Annotated in this window: 13 protein-coding genes; 3 read left to right on the top strand and 10 right to left on the bottom strand. The window is 47.8% G+C overall.

Annotation, left to right across the window (positions count from 1 at the left end; all coding sequences use genetic code 11):
* Positions 1-7 precede the first annotated feature (7 nt).
* From fabD to yceD, 5 genes are all read right to left on the bottom strand, one after another.
* Entirely contained in the window at positions 8-934 is a 927-nt protein-coding gene (fabD, locus tag L2713_RS14055; RefSeq protein ID WP_248968306.1) for an ACP S-malonyltransferase, read from the bottom strand.
* Positions 935-1038: 104 nt separating this feature from the next.
* The gene (locus L2713_RS14050; protein ID WP_011626536.1) at positions 1039-1998 is read right to left on the bottom strand and encodes a beta-ketoacyl-ACP synthase III; all 960 of its coding nucleotides are present in this window, start codon (positions 1996-1998) and stop codon (positions 1039-1041) included.
* A gap of 9 nt (positions 1999-2007) precedes the next feature.
* Positions 2008-3036, bottom strand: coding sequence for a phosphate acyltransferase PlsX (gene plsX, locus L2713_RS14045; RefSeq protein WP_248968305.1), 1029 nt, complete (start codon positions 3034-3036; stop codon positions 2008-2010).
* A gap of 15 nt (positions 3037-3051) precedes the next feature.
* Positions 3052-3222 carry a 50S ribosomal protein L32 gene (gene rpmF / locus L2713_RS14040; RefSeq protein WP_011072715.1) on the bottom strand — a complete coding sequence of 57 codons (171 nt, stop codon included), beginning with the start codon at positions 3220-3222 and terminating at the stop codon, positions 3052-3054.
* 17 nt (positions 3223-3239) lie between these two features.
* Positions 3240-3764, bottom strand: a complete 525-nt coding sequence (gene yceD, locus L2713_RS14035) for a 23S rRNA accumulation protein YceD (RefSeq protein WP_011623156.1) — start codon at positions 3762-3764, stop codon at positions 3240-3242.
* Between the two features lie 286 nt (positions 3765-4050).
* Between yceD and L2713_RS14030 the strand changes: the two genes are divergently transcribed.
* Positions 4051-4638, top strand: coding sequence for a Maf family protein (locus tag L2713_RS14030; protein WP_248968304.1), 588 nt, complete (start codon positions 4051-4053; stop codon positions 4636-4638).
* A 162-nt stretch (positions 4639-4800) separates the two neighbouring features.
* Here the strand turns inward: L2713_RS14030 and L2713_RS14025 are convergent, their stop codons facing one another.
* Together L2713_RS14025 and rluC are read right to left on the bottom strand one after the other, a co-directional pair.
* Positions 4801-5547: an HAD-IA family hydrolase gene (locus L2713_RS14025; RefSeq protein ID WP_248968303.1), complete on the bottom strand. Its 747-nt coding sequence runs from the start codon at positions 5545-5547 to the stop codon at positions 4801-4803.
* 81 nt (positions 5548-5628) lie between these two features.
* Positions 5629-6588 (bottom strand): 23S rRNA pseudouridine(955/2504/2580) synthase RluC, encoded by a 960-nt coding sequence (rluC, locus tag L2713_RS14020; protein WP_086902634.1) that lies wholly within the window; start codon positions 6586-6588, stop codon positions 5629-5631.
* 595 nt (positions 6589-7183) lie between these two features.
* On the opposite strand from rluC, the gene rne reads away from it, so the two are divergent.
* Together rne and L2713_RS14010 are read left to right on the top strand one after the other, a co-directional pair.
* The gene (rne, locus tag L2713_RS14015; RefSeq protein ID WP_248968302.1) at positions 7184-10465 is read left to right on the top strand and encodes a ribonuclease E; all 3282 of its coding nucleotides are present in this window, start codon (positions 7184-7186) and stop codon (positions 10463-10465) included.
* Positions 10466-10610: 145 nt separating this feature from the next.
* Positions 10611-12170, top strand: coding sequence for a SulP family inorganic anion transporter (locus L2713_RS14010; RefSeq protein WP_248968301.1), 1560 nt, complete (start codon positions 10611-10613; stop codon positions 12168-12170).
* A 381-nt stretch (positions 12171-12551) separates the two neighbouring features.
* Here the strand turns inward: L2713_RS14010 and L2713_RS14005 are convergent, their stop codons facing one another.
* From L2713_RS14005 to L2713_RS13995, 3 genes are all read right to left on the bottom strand, one after another.
* A complete protein-coding gene (locus tag L2713_RS14005; RefSeq protein WP_011072720.1) occupies positions 12552-12761 on the bottom strand; it encodes a cold-shock protein in 210 nt (69 codons plus the stop codon).
* A gap of 306 nt (positions 12762-13067) precedes the next feature.
* Positions 13068-13883 (bottom strand): 23S rRNA (guanine(745)-N(1))-methyltransferase, encoded by an 816-nt coding sequence (gene rlmA, locus L2713_RS14000; RefSeq protein WP_248968300.1) that lies wholly within the window; start codon positions 13881-13883, stop codon positions 13068-13070.
* Between the two features lie 33 nt (positions 13884-13916).
* Entirely contained in the window at positions 13917-14723 is an 807-nt protein-coding gene (locus L2713_RS13995) for a hypothetical protein (RefSeq protein ID WP_248968299.1), read from the bottom strand.
* Between the last annotated feature and the right edge of the window lie 52 nt (positions 14724-14775).

Below are 14775 nucleotides of genomic sequence, written 5' to 3'. Positions count from 1 at the left end.
AAACTCCTTATTCAGTTAACGCGGCAAGGGATGCAACGTCATTAACTGCTTGGGCAGAAAGAGATTTATTAATGCGTTTCGCAAGACCTGTCAATACTTTACCAGGACCACACTCAACTAACTGTGTAATACCTTTTTCGGCCATTAATTCAACGGTTTCGCTCCAGCGCACTGGGCAATGCAGTTGACGAACCAGCGCATCTTTAATGTCGGCAACCTCAGTGGGTGATGCCACATCTACGTTATTGATAACAGTGATGTTTGGCGCATTAAACTGCACATCGTTTAAAGCAAGGGCTAGTTTATCAGCAGCAGGTTTCATTAATGCGCAGTGTGATGGCACGCTGACAGGCAGGGCAACCGCCATTTTGGCGCCCGCCGCTTTGCAGGCCGCAGCAGCACGTTCAACCGCTTCTTTTTGACCGGCGATAACCACTTGACCTGGGCTGTTGAAGTTAACTGGGCTCACCACTTCGCCTTGGGCAGCTTCAATACACGCATTAGCAATACCGTCATTATCAAGACCGATAATCGCGTACATAGCACCAGTACCCGCTGGCACGGCTTGCTGCATCAGTTGACCACGTAGCTCAACCAGTTTGATCGCATCTTTAAAGTCGATGACACCAGCACAAACTAATGCAGAATATTCACCTAGACTGTGACCCGCTAACATCGCAGGCATAGCTTTACCTGAAGCAACGTAAGCGCGCCAAATGGCCACACTTGCCGCTAATAAAGCAGGTTGGGTTTTATCGGTTTCATTTAAGGTTTCAACGGGGCCGTCTTGCACTAATGCCCACAGATCATACCCTAACAACTCACTCGCTTCGGCAAAGGTTTGTCCCACAATCGGCTGTGCACCAGCCAGCTCGGCTAACATGCCTAGAGCCTGTGAACCTTGGCCTGGGAATACAAAAGCAACATTTTCCATATCAAATTACCTATGGCGAACTTAATTTATTGAACACTAAACCGTTATCTTGGACAGCAAACCAAGATAACGATAATTAGGAATTTAGTCGTATCCAGATACGGTTAAAAACGGACGAGCGCACTGCCCCACGCAAAACCGGCACCAAAGGCTTCAAGTAGCAATAGCTGGCCACGTTGGATCCGGCCATCACGCACAGCTTCGTCTAAGGCAATCGGTACCGACGCCGCCGAGGTATTACCGTGTTTAGCAAGGGTTAACACCACTTTATCTAAGCTCATATCTAGCTTTTTCGCCGTGGCATTAATAATGCGGAAGTTAGCCTGATGGGGAACCAACCAGTCGATTTCCGACTTATCGATATTATTCAGGCGCAATGTTTCAGTAACGACATGGGATAACTGAGTCACCGCCACTTTAAAGACGTCATTACCTTTCATGGTCATAAAGCCAACCGCTTCAGAGGTCTCCCCCTGACGAGGTGGGAAGGCACACTTGAGTAAGTCACCTTGACGACCATCGGCATAAATATGGGTTGAAATAATCCCTGGCTCATCGGAAGCGCCGATAACCGCAGCACCTGCACCATCCCCAAACAGAATGATAGTAGTACGGTCTTCTGGCTCACACAGACGGGATAATACGTCAGCACCAATCACTAATACTTTTTTCGCGGTACCATTTTTAACGAATTGGTCCGCCACGGATAAGGCATACACAAAACCTGAACAAGCCGCCGCAATATCAAAGGCTGGAATGGTATGTACGCCGAGCATGGCTTGGATTTCACAGGCCGCCGCAGGGAACGCATTTGCCGCACTGGTGGTGCCACAAATGATCATATCTAACTCTGATGCTTCTATGCCGGCCATCTCGAGCGCCTTTAATGCCGCCTGATAGCCCATAGTTGAGACAGTTTCGTCTTGCGCCGCGATGCGACGCTCTGAAATACCTGTACGTTCAACAATCCATTGGTCACTGGTTTCCACCATTTTTTCCAAATCTTGATTGCTACGCACCTGCACTGGTAGATAACTACCAGTTCCGAGAATTTTTGTATGCATAAGGAGGAATCAGTTATTTATATCTAAAAGAATCGACTCCAAACGATCTTTTATCATTTCGGGGAGTCGACGTTGCGCTTCAGTCACTGCCAAACTAATTGCTTGTAAATAGGCAGTTTCATCCGCATTTCCATGGCTCTTTACAACTATGCCGCGCAATCCTATCAGACTTGCACCATTATAGTGGTCGGGGTTCATCTGGCTGAGGACCGCCTGAATGCGTGGGGCGATGAGTTTTGCCAAAAAACGCACGAAGAAACCTTGGGTTAGGCCACGTTTTAACTGATGGACCAATAACTTGGCAATGCCTTCAGAGGTTTTGAGCGTGATGTTACCCACAAAACCATCACAAACGATCACATCAACATTCCCAGAATAGATTTCATCACCTTCGATAAAGCCGGTGTAATTAATCTGATCGGTGTTTTGCAGTATTTGCGCCGCTTGTTGAACCTGATCGTTGCCTTTGATTTCTTCTGTGCCCACATTAAGGAGTGCAACTTTAGGGCGGGATTTTTTATCCACCGCCTCACACAGCACAGAGCCCATCACGGCAAATTGGAAAAGCGTTTCTGAATCGCAGGAGATATTGGCACCTAAGTCCAATAAATAAACTGGCTTTTGCGTGACCGAGGGTAAGCAACTGACCAACGCGGGTCTGTCTACGCCGGGCAAGGTTTTTAATAACACCTTGGCCATGGCCATTAAGGCACCAGTATTGCCCGCACTCACACACGCCGCCGCTCGTCCGTCACGCACCAGCTCAATCGACAAGCGCATCGAACTATTCTTGCGGGTACGCAAAGCGTGCACGGGTCTATCGGACATGCTCACCACTTCATCGGTGTGAATGACTTCAATACGTGAGAGTAACAGTTGTTCTGCTTGACGCAGATAGACATCAATTTCAGTCTTATCGCCGACTAAAATAATTTTAAGAGAAGAGTGAGATTTTAGTGCCCGCAAGGCTGCAGGCACCGTGACGTGGGGGCCATGATCGCCACCCATCGCATCTAACGCGAGCGTCAGACTCGTCATTAGGAAACCAACAAATTACTTGTTGATTACCTTTTTACCGCGATAGAAACCATCAGCAGTCACGTTGTGACGCATATGGACTTCACCGCTGGTAGCGTCAACAGACAGCTGAGCAGTGCTCAGTGCGTCATGTGAACGGCGCATACCGCGCTTAGAACGAGATTTTTTATTCTGTTGTACAGCCATTGGCCCTGTCTCCTAGATTACTTGCTCTTCAGTTTTTCTAACACTGCAAACGGATTTGGACGCTCCTCTTGAGCGGGTTCGATCTCGCCTACAACTATGTCCATTGACCCGATGTTGCAATCAGTTTCTTCATGCATCGGGATGATAGGCATAGCGACTATCAATTCATCTTCGATCAATTGATGCAGACGTACTTCGCCAATCTCATTGCACTCAATTGGGTCATACGCATCCGGGAGCTCATCGATTTCTGCCTTAGTCCGGCATGGACCGAAGCAAAACTCGACCGTAACCTCAGTGGTAAATAGCGTCATGCAACGTTGACAAACCAGAGTGAGCTCCGTCACAGCCTTCCCTTTCAGGTAGACTATCCCCTGCAAATCTACGCCACATTCAATCGACACTGCCACATCGGAACAGTCGCCGGCACATAACTCATTTAATCTTTTCAATTGCTGCCCTGGCACTATCCCCTCATAGGTAGAACGGCTCGAGGCGGCGCGAATAGGATCAATTGAAACCGGTATCTTTACTGTTTGCATAAGGCGCGCATATTATAGTTTGAAAACGCTAGAGTCAAAGAAAAATTTCTAACTTAAGTCCCAGTTTGCGACTTAAGTGATTCTCTAGCCCCAACATTGAAATTAACGGAAGCGAAATTTTACCCAAGCACGGGGCGGCGCACAAGCGTAAGCCGTCTAAAATAGCCGCACTCATCGTAAGAATCCCCGATTACCGCCCTAAAGTCATGCGATCTGCCACCACTCGCTTGCATTCAAGCGTGACGATTAGCGACAATAAGTCAGGTTTTCTTATGGATTTTTACCGATGACGCCCCAGTTAATCCTCGCTTCTACCTCTGTTTACCGACAAGCACTATTGCAAAAGTTAGGCTTAGCCTTTGAGACTTGCAATCCGGATATCGATGAAAGCCCCATGGCAAATGAGTCCGCCCAAGACTTAGTCTTACGACTCGCAAAAGCTAAGGCCAAGGCAGGTGCAAGCCATTTTCCACATGGATTAATTATAGGCTCAGATCAGGTCGCTGTGATTGACGGCAAGATTATTGGTAAGCCATTAAATCGAGACAATGCGATTAAGCAACTCAGCCAAGCCTCGGGCAAAGCTATTACCTTTTATACGGGTCTTGCGCTCTACCATGCTAAGACTGGAGAAGTGACGGCTCAGGTCGAACCTTTCACCGTGCATTTTCGTCAGCTGACGGCCGCGCAAATCGCCGCTTATGTCGATAAAGAGCAACCTTTTTATTGTGCGGGTAGCTTTAAGAGTGAAGGTTTAGGGATTGCTTTGTTTACTCGCTTAGAGGGCCGAGATCCTAACACCCTGATTGGGCTGCCCTTAATACTGTTAACTGAAATGCTGCTCAATCATGGAATCGATGTCTTAGCCGACTAGTGTGAAGTGGTTATTAAGGTGGCTGACGTAAGTGCGGTTCGAGATGGGCAAGCGAGATGGCACTGTTATCCATAATCGCTTGCCTAGATAACTCAACAAGCACTTAGGTTATTAGCGATTCAGCTCAGCATTCTTCATTAATCGGCGCTGATGAGTCAATCACTATAAATGCAGCAAGAGTTTTTCAGGGGAATCAATTAAGGCGATGGGATTAGCTTGCTTGAGCATTTCTTCTCTATGAGCGCCGTAAGTGACACCCACACCGTCGATACCCGCATTCGCCGCCATGGTTAAATCCAACAAAGAGTCTCCGACCATCAAGGCGCGTTCAGGCGGAACACCTAACTCCTGCAGCAAACTTAAGATCATTTCTGGGTGAGGTTTACTCTGCGCCTCATCGGCGCAGCGCGAAGCAATAAAGTAGTGACCTAAGCCGGATTGCTCCCACACGCGCACTAAGCCTGCTCTCGCCTTACCCGTTGCGACAGCAAGTTGATATCCTGCTGTTGATAATGATTCGAGTAGTTGGGGGGCTTGGTTAAAAATCGGCGTCGGCGTGGTATCAAGGTGCAAATACTGCGTCTTAAACTCAGCGCGCATCTTAATATAGCAATCATCAGTGCCAACAAGCGCTTGAGTCGCCCCCGCTTGTGCTGCGCTGCTTGCAGATCCGTTACGCGGCGGCACTGAAGTCAAACCTTCGGGAAATAACACCTGTAACGCCTGCGTCATCGACAAGCCAATCACATTGCGAATATCCGCCTCAGCAGGCACTGGTAGCGCCAGCGCCCTAGCCATATTCTCAATACAAACAATGATTTTACCGATGGAATCCATTAACGTGCCATCCCAATCAAAAATCACTAAATCATATTTTCGTTGGCTTGAATGACTCACTGACACTTTCATGCTCTCAGGTTATCCGTAGGTAATAGGCGCAGACACAAACACTAAGCCACTAAGCCACTAAGCCACTAAGCCACTAAGCCACTAAGCACGCTTTAACTTGCCTAGCAGTTGCTGCAAATTATCATCGAGCGGCGCAGAGACTCGCATCACCTCATCGTTTTCAGGATGAATAAACATTAATTCTGCCGCATGTAAAAACAGCCGGGTCAGACCGAGTGCACGCATACTGTCATCAAACGCCTGCTCGCTGTATTTCTCATCACAGGCGATAGGATGCCCCATATATTGGCAATGCACACGAATCTGATGAGTACGTCCAGTCACAGGGCTCGCCTGCACCAGAGTACAACCTTGATAACGTTGTACAATTTTAAAGCGCGTTTCCGAGGGTTTGCCTTCGGCATTGACTCGAACGATACGCTCGCCCGACTTAAGCGTTAATTTTAATAGCGGCTGTTTAACCACTTTATCCTGCGCCGACCACTCACCTTTGACTAAGGCCAAGTAATCCTTCTGCATCTTTTTATAACGCAACTGATCGTGCATATGTTTAAGGGCACTGCGTTTTTTGGCCACCAACAACACACCCGAGGTGTCTTTATCGAGACGATGAACCAGCTCTAAAAACTTTTGTTGCGGACGTAAGGAGCGTAGCGCCTCAATCACACCATAATCGACACCACTGCCACCATGTACCGCAATGCCAGCAGGTTTATTCAATACAATCAGATGATTGTCTTCATGCAAAATACGGTCTTCAAGCTGCGAGACTCTGCTCAAGTTTGCAGAAGGCGCGGTGCGATTATCCTGCTCAGCCATTCTGACCGGCGGCACACGGACCACATCACCTATTTGCAATTTGTACTCAGGCTTAATGCGTTTTTTATTCACCCGTACTTCACCCTTGCGGACGATACGGTAAATCATGCTCTTAGGGACGCCCTTTAGCACTGTGATTAAAAAATTGTCGATTCGTTGGTCGAGGTGGTCTTCGTCAATCGTGATCAACTGCACCTGTAGCTGTGGAGATTCTGTATTCATGATGTGCCATCTGCTTAAAACGGCGGCCATTGTACAACACTTAAGAAGAATTGTGCCTTTCCATTGCTGAATTTTTTGATTATTGCTATATTTCACCAGCGATTAGGGATAAGCCGTGAATAAAGTGTTCACAAGGTCCCAGTCCCAAGTGAAAAGCTTTATAGATTAAAAAAGATTTTCTTGATAGCAACTCATTGATTTGCAAATCGTATACTGAGTAAAAATACCACAAATGCGTTTTTTACGATTAAATCGAGAATCTAACCTTACTTTGACTAGGTTTATCTAAAGTTTTTCTCACCGATTTCGAAATATATTTTAACTTGTCGTCAGACAAACCGATTCGACTTGGGCATTACCGGAACGAAATTAAAGAATTTATGGGGTTGGTTGATGTTTTACAACGAATTCCTTGTTTTTGTAATCATTAAAAAATAAGCCATAAATAGGATGCGACACGCAGCGACTGCGTCTAACAGTAATGCGCACCTTGCCTAGCCACCAGCCGTGAGGCTTCGTTGACCTACTGCTAGGCCCGTAATGCAGCGAAACGCGATTGTTTGATGACCTCCATTTAAAGAAGAATGACGTCATCATGAAACGTATGTTAATCAATGCAACTCAATCAGAAGAGTTGCGTGTTGCCCTGGTTGACGGGCAACAACTGTACGATCTGGATATTGAAAGTCCTGGTCACGAGCAAAAAAAATCCAACATTTACAAGGGTAAAATCACCCGCGTAGAACCCTCTTTAGAAGCCGCTTTCGTTGACTATGGTGCCGAGCGCCACGGCTTTTTACCACTAAAAGAAATCGCCAGAGAATACTTCCCTAAAGGTTATTCTTTCCAAGGTCGCCCAAACATCAAAGAAGTGGTCAGTGAAGGACAAGAAGTTATTGTTCAAATTGACAAAGAAGAGCGCGGCAACAAAGGTGCTGCACTGACGACCTTTATCAGCTTAGCGGGTTCTTACTTAGTCCTGATGCCAAACAACCCTCGTGCTGGCGGTATTTCTCGCCGTATCGAAGGTGATGAGCGCACCGAATTAAAAGAAGCCATGGCCGATTTAGAAGTACCAGCGGGTATGGGACTTATCGTGCGTACTGCGGGTGTTGGCAAAGAATCGACTGAACTGAAGTGGGACTTAAAAGTTCTACAACACCACTGGGCTGCCATTACCGAAGCCGCACAAAGCAAAGCCGCTCCTTTCTTAATTCATCAAGAAAGTAACGTGATTGTACGTGCAATTCGTGATTATCTGCGCCGTGATGTGGGCGAGATCCTCATCGACCACCCTCGCATTTTTGAAGAAGCCAAACAACATATCGCACTGGTGCGCCCTGATTTCGTCGAACGCGTAAAACTCTACGAAGCCGAAGTGCCATTGTTCACTCACTTCCAAATCGAGTCGCAAATCGAGTCGGCGTTCCAACGTGAAGTGCGCCTGCCATCGGGGGGTTCGATTGTTATCGACCCAACTGAAGCATTAACCTCAATCGATATCAACTCTGCCCGTGCAACTAAGGGCGGCGATATTGAAGAAACCGCATTAAATACCAACCTTGAAGCCGCCGATGAGATTGCCCGTCAATTACGTCTGCGTGACTTAGGTGGTCTGGTCGTGATCGACTTTATCGATATGACGCCAGTGCGCCATCAACGTGAAGTAGAAAACCGCCTGCGTGATGCCGTACATCACGACCGTGCCCGCGTACAATTAGGCCGCATTTCTCGCTTCGGTCTGATGGAAATGTCGCGTCAACGTCTGCGTCCATCCTTAGAAGAATCAGCTGCACATATCTGCCCTCGCTGTCATGGCCAAGGCACGATTCGTAGTACCGAATCTTTAGCGCTGTCGATTCTGCGTTTGATGGAAGAAGAAGCCATCAAGGAAAACACCTCACAAATCGAAGCCATCGTGCCTGTCGATGTGGCGGCCTTCCTGCTGAACGAAAAACGCAAAGCGATTCGTATCACTGAGCAACGCCATGATGTAGAAGTCTATGTGATCCCAGATCCACATATGATGACTCCTGATTATCGCGTTATTCGTCACCGCACTGACGATGAAATCGATGAATCCAGCTACAAGCGCATCGAACAGCCAGAAGCCAAGTTATACGAACCCCGTAAACTGGAACGCACTGCGGCGCCAGCACCAGCCCTAAAAGGCTTCACCGCACCGCAGAAAGTCGAACAAGCCGCTGCACCTGTTGCCAACAAAGTGGAAGCAGCTGAGCCAGGTTTCTTCAGCAAACTGTTCAGTGCCATTGGCGCCTTCTTCAGCTCAAGCGATAAGCCTGCGGCAGAAAAGACCACAGAAACCAAAAAGTCTGACAGCCAAACGGCCAATGCGAACCGTCGTAATCGTCGTAATGACACTCGCCGCACTCGCAATAACCAAGATACTGACAAAGCGAAAGAAGGCACCCGCGAGCCACGCACTCGCAATGCCAAGAAGTCAGCTGATGCACCTCAGGCTCAAGAGCGTCCAGCTCGTGAAAAAGACGAGAATGCAAAGCGTACTAAGCCAGAGCCTAAGAGCCGTAATCAAGCACCAAAAGAAGTGGTAGCCGAGTCTCAAGACGACACACCAAAGCAAGAAGTGGCCCGTGAGCGTCGTCAGCGCCGTAACATGCGTCGTAAAGTACGCATCGATAACGCCAATGAAACGACCGAAGCGCCAATTCAAGAAGAAGTGGTATTAGCCGAAGTGGCTGCCGTTAATGCAACCAATACTGACGTTGCAACTGAGCCACAAGCTGAGACGAAAGCACCGCGCTCACGTCGCCAGCCACGCAAAGAAGCCGCTGTTGCCAATGAGTCAGCAGAAGCGACTGACGCAGTGAGCCAAATGGAAGCAAACGCTGAAGTTAGCGCTGAAAAGCCAGTGGTTGAAAACCATGCTGAGGCCCCAGCTGACGTAATCGAAGTGAAAACCGAAGCCGAGACCGATGCTGATAACGCAGAAGTCAGTGCCGATGCGGATGATAAAGCGAAACGCGAATCTCGCGATGGACAACGTCGTAGTCGCCGTAGCCCACGTCATTTAAGAGCGGCCGGTCAACGTCGTCGCCGTGATGAAGATGAGCAAGGCGTCTCTGCACCTGCGCAATTCGTACCAAACGATGCACTCGGTGATGCTCAAGACTACCCTGCGCCAACCGCTCAAACTGCAGAAGCAGCTGAGACCACAGAAGCAAAAGCAACTGAAGTTGCCGCTGAACCGACTGTCACTTCTCCTGCAGCTGTAGTAGAAACGGCAGATGTCAGTGTGGTTGCTGAAACCAATAAAGCTGTTGAGACTGAAGTTGTTGAGTCAGTAGCTACCGAGCAAGTGGCCAAGCTTAAAGCTGAAGTTGCAGTAACAGAAGCGCCTGCTGACACTGCGGTAAATAACAAGCCAGAGACGAGCGTTAAGGCTGAAGACGTTGCTGTTGAGCCAGCTAAAGCGGTAGAAACGGTTACAGAAGCCATTGTGACCCCAGCTGAAACTCCAGTTGCTCAAGCGAAAACAGAAACTGTCGCAGTTGAAGCTGTCGCGCCCGAAGTGGAAAAAGCCGAAGTGAAAGATGCCGTGAAGTCTGTGGCCTCGGCTCCAATGGCAAAACCTGCACCTATCGTTAAACCTCAGGCGAAACCCGTTGTGGCTCAAGCTGTCGCAGCTCCTGCAGCTGAAACCGTGGTGAGCAAGCCCAAAGCGGCGAGCCGTTTTGGTTCAATGGTGTCATCTGAAATGACCAAGCCAACGGTAGAAGTTAGAGCTCAGGTTGAAGTGCCGAAAGGCCGCGAGTATGACAATGTCGCCTCCGCCGAAGCCGCTGCGCCTAAACTGAAACACAGCAACAGCGCCGAATCGGATATGGCTCGTCCATAATCCTCAAGCTGTTGTGAAAAAAGCCATGCACTCGCATGGCTTTTTTATTTTCAGCAAATTAAGCCATATTTAAGGTTTAGCTGAATCGGCTTTTTTGTTAGTATTCGCGGCTATTTTGCCAACACAAATAATTAACAGAGGTTTCATGTTCGATCTCTTTCGCCACAAAACATCTAGTCACAAAGCCGATATTCTCTCGGGACTGACGGTCGCCTTAGCGCTGATCCCTGAGGCCGTAGCCTTCGCCTTCGTCGCCAACGTCGAACCTATGGTCGGACTCTATGCAGCCTTTATTATGGGATTAGTTACCGCATTAATTGGCGGACGCCCAGGCATGATTTCTGGCGCGACGGGTGCAATGGCCGTGGTGATGGTGTCCCTCGTGGTTGAACATGGTGTGCAATACTTGTTTGCTGCTGTGGTGCTGGCGGGGTTAATCCAAATCAGCGCAGGGATATTTAAACTGGGTAAGTTTATTCGGATTGTCCCCTATCCTGTGATGATAGGTTTTGTGAACGGCCTCGCCATTGTGATTTTCTTGGCTCAGCTCGGGCAATTTAAAGTCAAAAATGCCGCTGGGGAATTAGTCTGGCTACCGCAAGAGCCTTTGGTGCTGATGTTAGGGTTAGTCGCACTGACCATGGCAATTATTTACTTTCTTCCCAAACTGACTACAGCGGTCCCCTCATCGTTAGTTGCGATTTTAAGCGTGACTGCCATTGTGGTCGGTTTTGACTTAGACACCCGAAATGTGTTGGATTTTCTTAAAACCATGAGTGGCGATGAACAAGCGACCATCGCAGGTTCACTCCCAAGCTTTACGATCCCACAGGTGCCGTTTAACCTTGAGACACTCTATATTATCCTGCCCTATTCCTTTATTTTAGCCGCCGTCGGATTAATCGAATCCCTGTTAACCTTAACGGTTATCGATGAGATGACCAATACCCGCGGACGTAGCAATAAAGAATGTATAGGCCAAGGCGTGGGCAACATCACCAGCGGCTTTTTTGGAGCCATGGGCGGCTGCGCTATGATTGGTCAATCGATGATTAACATTAACTCGGGTGGACGTGGCAGATTATCCGGAATTACCGCGGCTATAGGTTTACTGACCTTTATCCTGTTTGGCGCCTCTTTTATCGAGATCATTCCGCTTGCCGCTCTGGTTGGCGTGATGTTTATCGTGGTGCTAGGCACATTCGAATGGGCAAGCTTTAAGTTTATGGGCAAAGTGCCGAAACATGATGCCTTTGTCATTGTGCTCGTGACCACTGTGACCGTCTTTACCGATCTCGCCTTTGCCGTCTTTGTCGGTGTCGTGGTGTCAGCGCTTGTGTTTGCATGGCAACATGCCAAGCACATCAGCGTAAAAGTAACCTCAAATAGCCTTGGCTGGAAAGTCTATGAGCTGAACGGCCCACTCTTTTTTGGCTCAGTGGCCAGCTTCCTCGAACTCTTCGATGCCTCGCAGGATCCCCAAGATGTTATCATCGACTTTAAACATTCACGTGTAGCCGATCACTCGGCGCTAGAAGCCATAGATACGCTTGCTGAACGTTATGTCACACTGGGGAAAAAGCTGCATTTGGTGCATTTAAGTGCCGACTGCAAGGCCTTACTTCACAAAGCGGGCGATCTGGTTGAAGTGAATTTGCTAGACGATCCCCACTATAAAGTCGCGGACGATAAGCTAGATTCTTAAAAAGCACCTAATAAAGCTGCATAACCCACGGTCTGAAGGATAACTTCACAAAAGATCGTGGGTTTATTTTTATATTGAAAACAAGACTTGATGTGTATAAACACCTGATGACTTAACATCACACCCAAACTTAGGTTTGTTCAATAGGAGCAAACAATTGAGAAAACGAGTTATGAGCTGTGAGCTGTGAGCTGTGAGCTGTGAGCTGTGAGCTGTGAGCTGTGAGCTGTGAGCTGTGAGCAAGAAAACTATCGAATCAACACGCGGGGACGTAAAGCAATAACGCAGAAAACTTAAACGCGGCACAAATAAAAAGAGCCATGGTATAAACCACAGCTCTTAAATCCATTGCTATCAGCGCTAGGCTAACAGCACTGAAAATTAACCGATTACGGTTACGTTTTCAGCTTGAGGACCTTTTTGACCTTGAGTCACAGTGAAAGACACTTTCTGACCTTCGTCAAGAGTTTTGAAACCGTCAGAGTTGATCGCACGGAAGTGTACGAATACGTCTGGACCAGATTCTTGCTCAATGAAGCCGAAACCTTTGTCAGAGTTGAACCACTTAACAACACCAGTAACTTGAGACATGATATAAATCCTGTAAATAAAAAATTAAAGCCTTAACGGCGGTGGAGCTGGAAAATGCCGGTATTACTTATGTTTACAGGACGAACTGGTCGTATTGAACACATAAATATAAGCCCAACCTTCAAGCTAGTAAAACTATAAACCATTCTAAAGATAAGTCAACATACTGCGACACTTTGAAAAATTTATTTAAACCAAGCCAATCTCAGGTTTTGCTACCGGCTCGCAGAACAGCATGTTCTTACGGCGTAAGCATCGACAGTTAAGCATTTTAAATAATTTATTTCAATAGCTTAAAATCAACCTCTAGACTGAAATGCGATGTACTTCAATCTGAAAGTCTAATTCGCAGCTTAATCCGCTCTGTGCAAATAGGTGCTTTTGCTCGGCCGTAAACTTCCAAGCGTAGGGCGTCATTTCCAGAAAATGGCTAATATCTTGGCTGTTATTTAGCTCAAGTTGTGACCTAAGCCGCTCTTGGTGTAAACATTCGAACCCCTCAATCTTGGCATCGGACGTTGGATGCAATCTCGGTTCGGCATAAATTTGCTGTTTTAGCGCAAAATGATGTAAAGGTCCTGGCGATACTGTGATCAAAATGCCATTTGGCGCCATGACCCGCTGTAACTCTTCCAGCTTCGATGGCGCATAAATACGAATCGCTAAATCGATACTCTTTGATGGGATCGGCATTTCGTAGGCGCTCGCCACACAAAAGCTGAGATTCGGGTACCGTTTAGCCGCATATTTTATCGCCGATTTGGAGATGTCCACGCCCTGTAACTGGCACGGATGCTCGGCAACAAGCGCATTGTATAAACGATGGCTGTAATACCCCTCACCACAACCGATATCGAGGATCTGCTGCGCCTCGTTGGCATACTCAAGTGCCAACGCATTCACTCTGTCACTTAAACTTTGATAGTAACCCGCATTTAAAAACTCCCTGCGAGCCAACATCATCTGTTGATTGTCACCGGGATCTTTGGAATTTTTCTTCTGTACGGGAAGCAGATTCACATAGCCTTCTTTGGCCATGTCGAACTTGTGTGCCTGCGGGCATCCCCAAGTTCGTTCAGTCAAGGTGAGCGGTAAGGCACACAAAGGACATATATATTGCATTGGTTAACTCTATAAATGATTGGAATGTCTGGCTTATGCCTCATCTTCCATGAGTCGCTCCACCATTTGCAGTAATTCTGGGGAGGCGAGCAGCTCAAAACACTCGAGCTTCCTTAAGGCTTTATCGATATTCACACCGTCATTGGCCGCACGGCTGAAGTTAGGTCGTTCGAACATATGAGTATAAGTGCGAAATAACCATTGACGCTTTTGTTGCAGCAAGGGGTCAAGTCGCACCGCTTCTTCGGCTAACCCCGTATGACAATGCCCCAAGTCTCCGCGCAAAAACGCTTGTAGCTCGAGCCGCACTTGTTCTATTTCAGTCAAGCATACGGCCAAGGATTCAGCGGTAGCATTATAGTCATATTCCCGCGCTAATATCGCTTTTGCCATCATCAACACTTTGGGCTCATGCAAACCTCGGCCATCTGACTCGAGTGCGACGAGCTCAAATTTAGATGCTGTTTGCAGTGACACACTGATCCCAGCCTGTGCATCGATCTTAATGGCAATGCCTGCCCGCAGTTCCTGCGCGCAAAATTTAGGTGCAGTGCCTAGACGATGGTAAAGCCGAACTCCTTGCCCTAAAGATCTTGACGTCGATGCGGCAAAACTTGTCGCTTCCACTATCGCGGCATTGAGTTTAAGTCCTAAGATGGGTTGAAAACGGACAGCAATCTGTGGCTGCGGTGTTTCAGACACCACAATCAACTCAAGCAATGGTGCCCCCATCGCCTCAAGCACAATAAAATCGCTGATATTGCCGGGCAAGGTTAAGGTCAGCGTCGAGCTCTGCCCGACGTCGAGTACCATAGGTTCATTAAGATATTGATGATGCATAAGACTCATTCCCTGTTCGAAGGGGAATTGTAACTGCCAACCGAGGTAAAGA

The sequence above is a fragment of the Shewanella seohaensis genome, assembly GCF_023283775.1.
Classification (GTDB): domain Bacteria; phylum Pseudomonadota; class Gammaproteobacteria; order Enterobacterales; family Shewanellaceae; genus Shewanella; species Shewanella seohaensis.
The sequence above is the reverse complement of the archived record's forward strand: the minus strand, read 5'-3'. Positions and strand labels throughout refer to the sequence as shown.

Excerpts from the sequence above, each read along its gene's own strand:
- L2713_RS14025 (WP_248968303.1), bottom strand. The coding sequence starts at position 5,547 with ATGAAAGTGTCAGTGAGTCATTCAAGCCAACGAAAATATGATTTAGTG.
- rne (WP_248968302.1), top strand. The coding sequence starts at position 7,184 with ATGAAACGTATGTTAATCAATGCAACTCAATCAGAAGAGTTGCGTGTT.
- rluC (WP_086902634.1), bottom strand. The coding sequence starts at position 6,588 with ATGAATACAGAATCTCCACAGCTACAGGTGCAGTTGATCACGATTGAC.
- L2713_RS14010 (WP_248968301.1), top strand. The coding sequence starts at position 10,611 with ATGTTCGATCTCTTTCGCCACAAAACATCTAGTCACAAAGCCGATATT.
- rpmF (WP_011072715.1), bottom strand. The coding sequence starts at position 3,222 with ATGGCTGTACAACAGAATAAAAAATCTCGTTCTAAGCGCGGTATGCGC.
- fabD (WP_248968306.1), bottom strand. The coding sequence starts at position 934 with ATGGAAAATGTTGCTTTTGTATTCCCAGGCCAAGGTTCACAGGCTCTA.
- plsX (WP_248968305.1), bottom strand. The coding sequence starts at position 3,036 with ATGACGAGTCTGACGCTCGCGTTAGATGCGATGGGTGGCGATCATGGC.
- L2713_RS14030 (WP_248968304.1), top strand. The coding sequence starts at position 4,051 with ATGACGCCCCAGTTAATCCTCGCTTCTACCTCTGTTTACCGACAAGCA.
- L2713_RS13995 (WP_248968299.1), bottom strand. The coding sequence starts at position 14,723 with ATGCATCATCAATATCTTAATGAACCTATGGTACTCGACGTCGGGCAG.
- L2713_RS14005 (WP_011072720.1), bottom strand. The coding sequence starts at position 12,761 with ATGTCTCAAGTTACTGGTGTTGTTAAGTGGTTCAACTCTGACAAAGGT.
- rlmA (WP_248968300.1), bottom strand. The coding sequence starts at position 13,883 with ATGCAATATATATGTCCTTTGTGTGCCTTACCGCTCACCTTGACTGAA.
- L2713_RS14050 (WP_011626536.1), bottom strand. The coding sequence starts at position 1,998 with ATGCATACAAAAATTCTCGGAACTGGTAGTTATCTACCAGTGCAGGTG.
- yceD (WP_011623156.1), bottom strand. The coding sequence starts at position 3,764 with ATGCAAACAGTAAAGATACCGGTTTCAATTGATCCTATTCGCGCCGCC.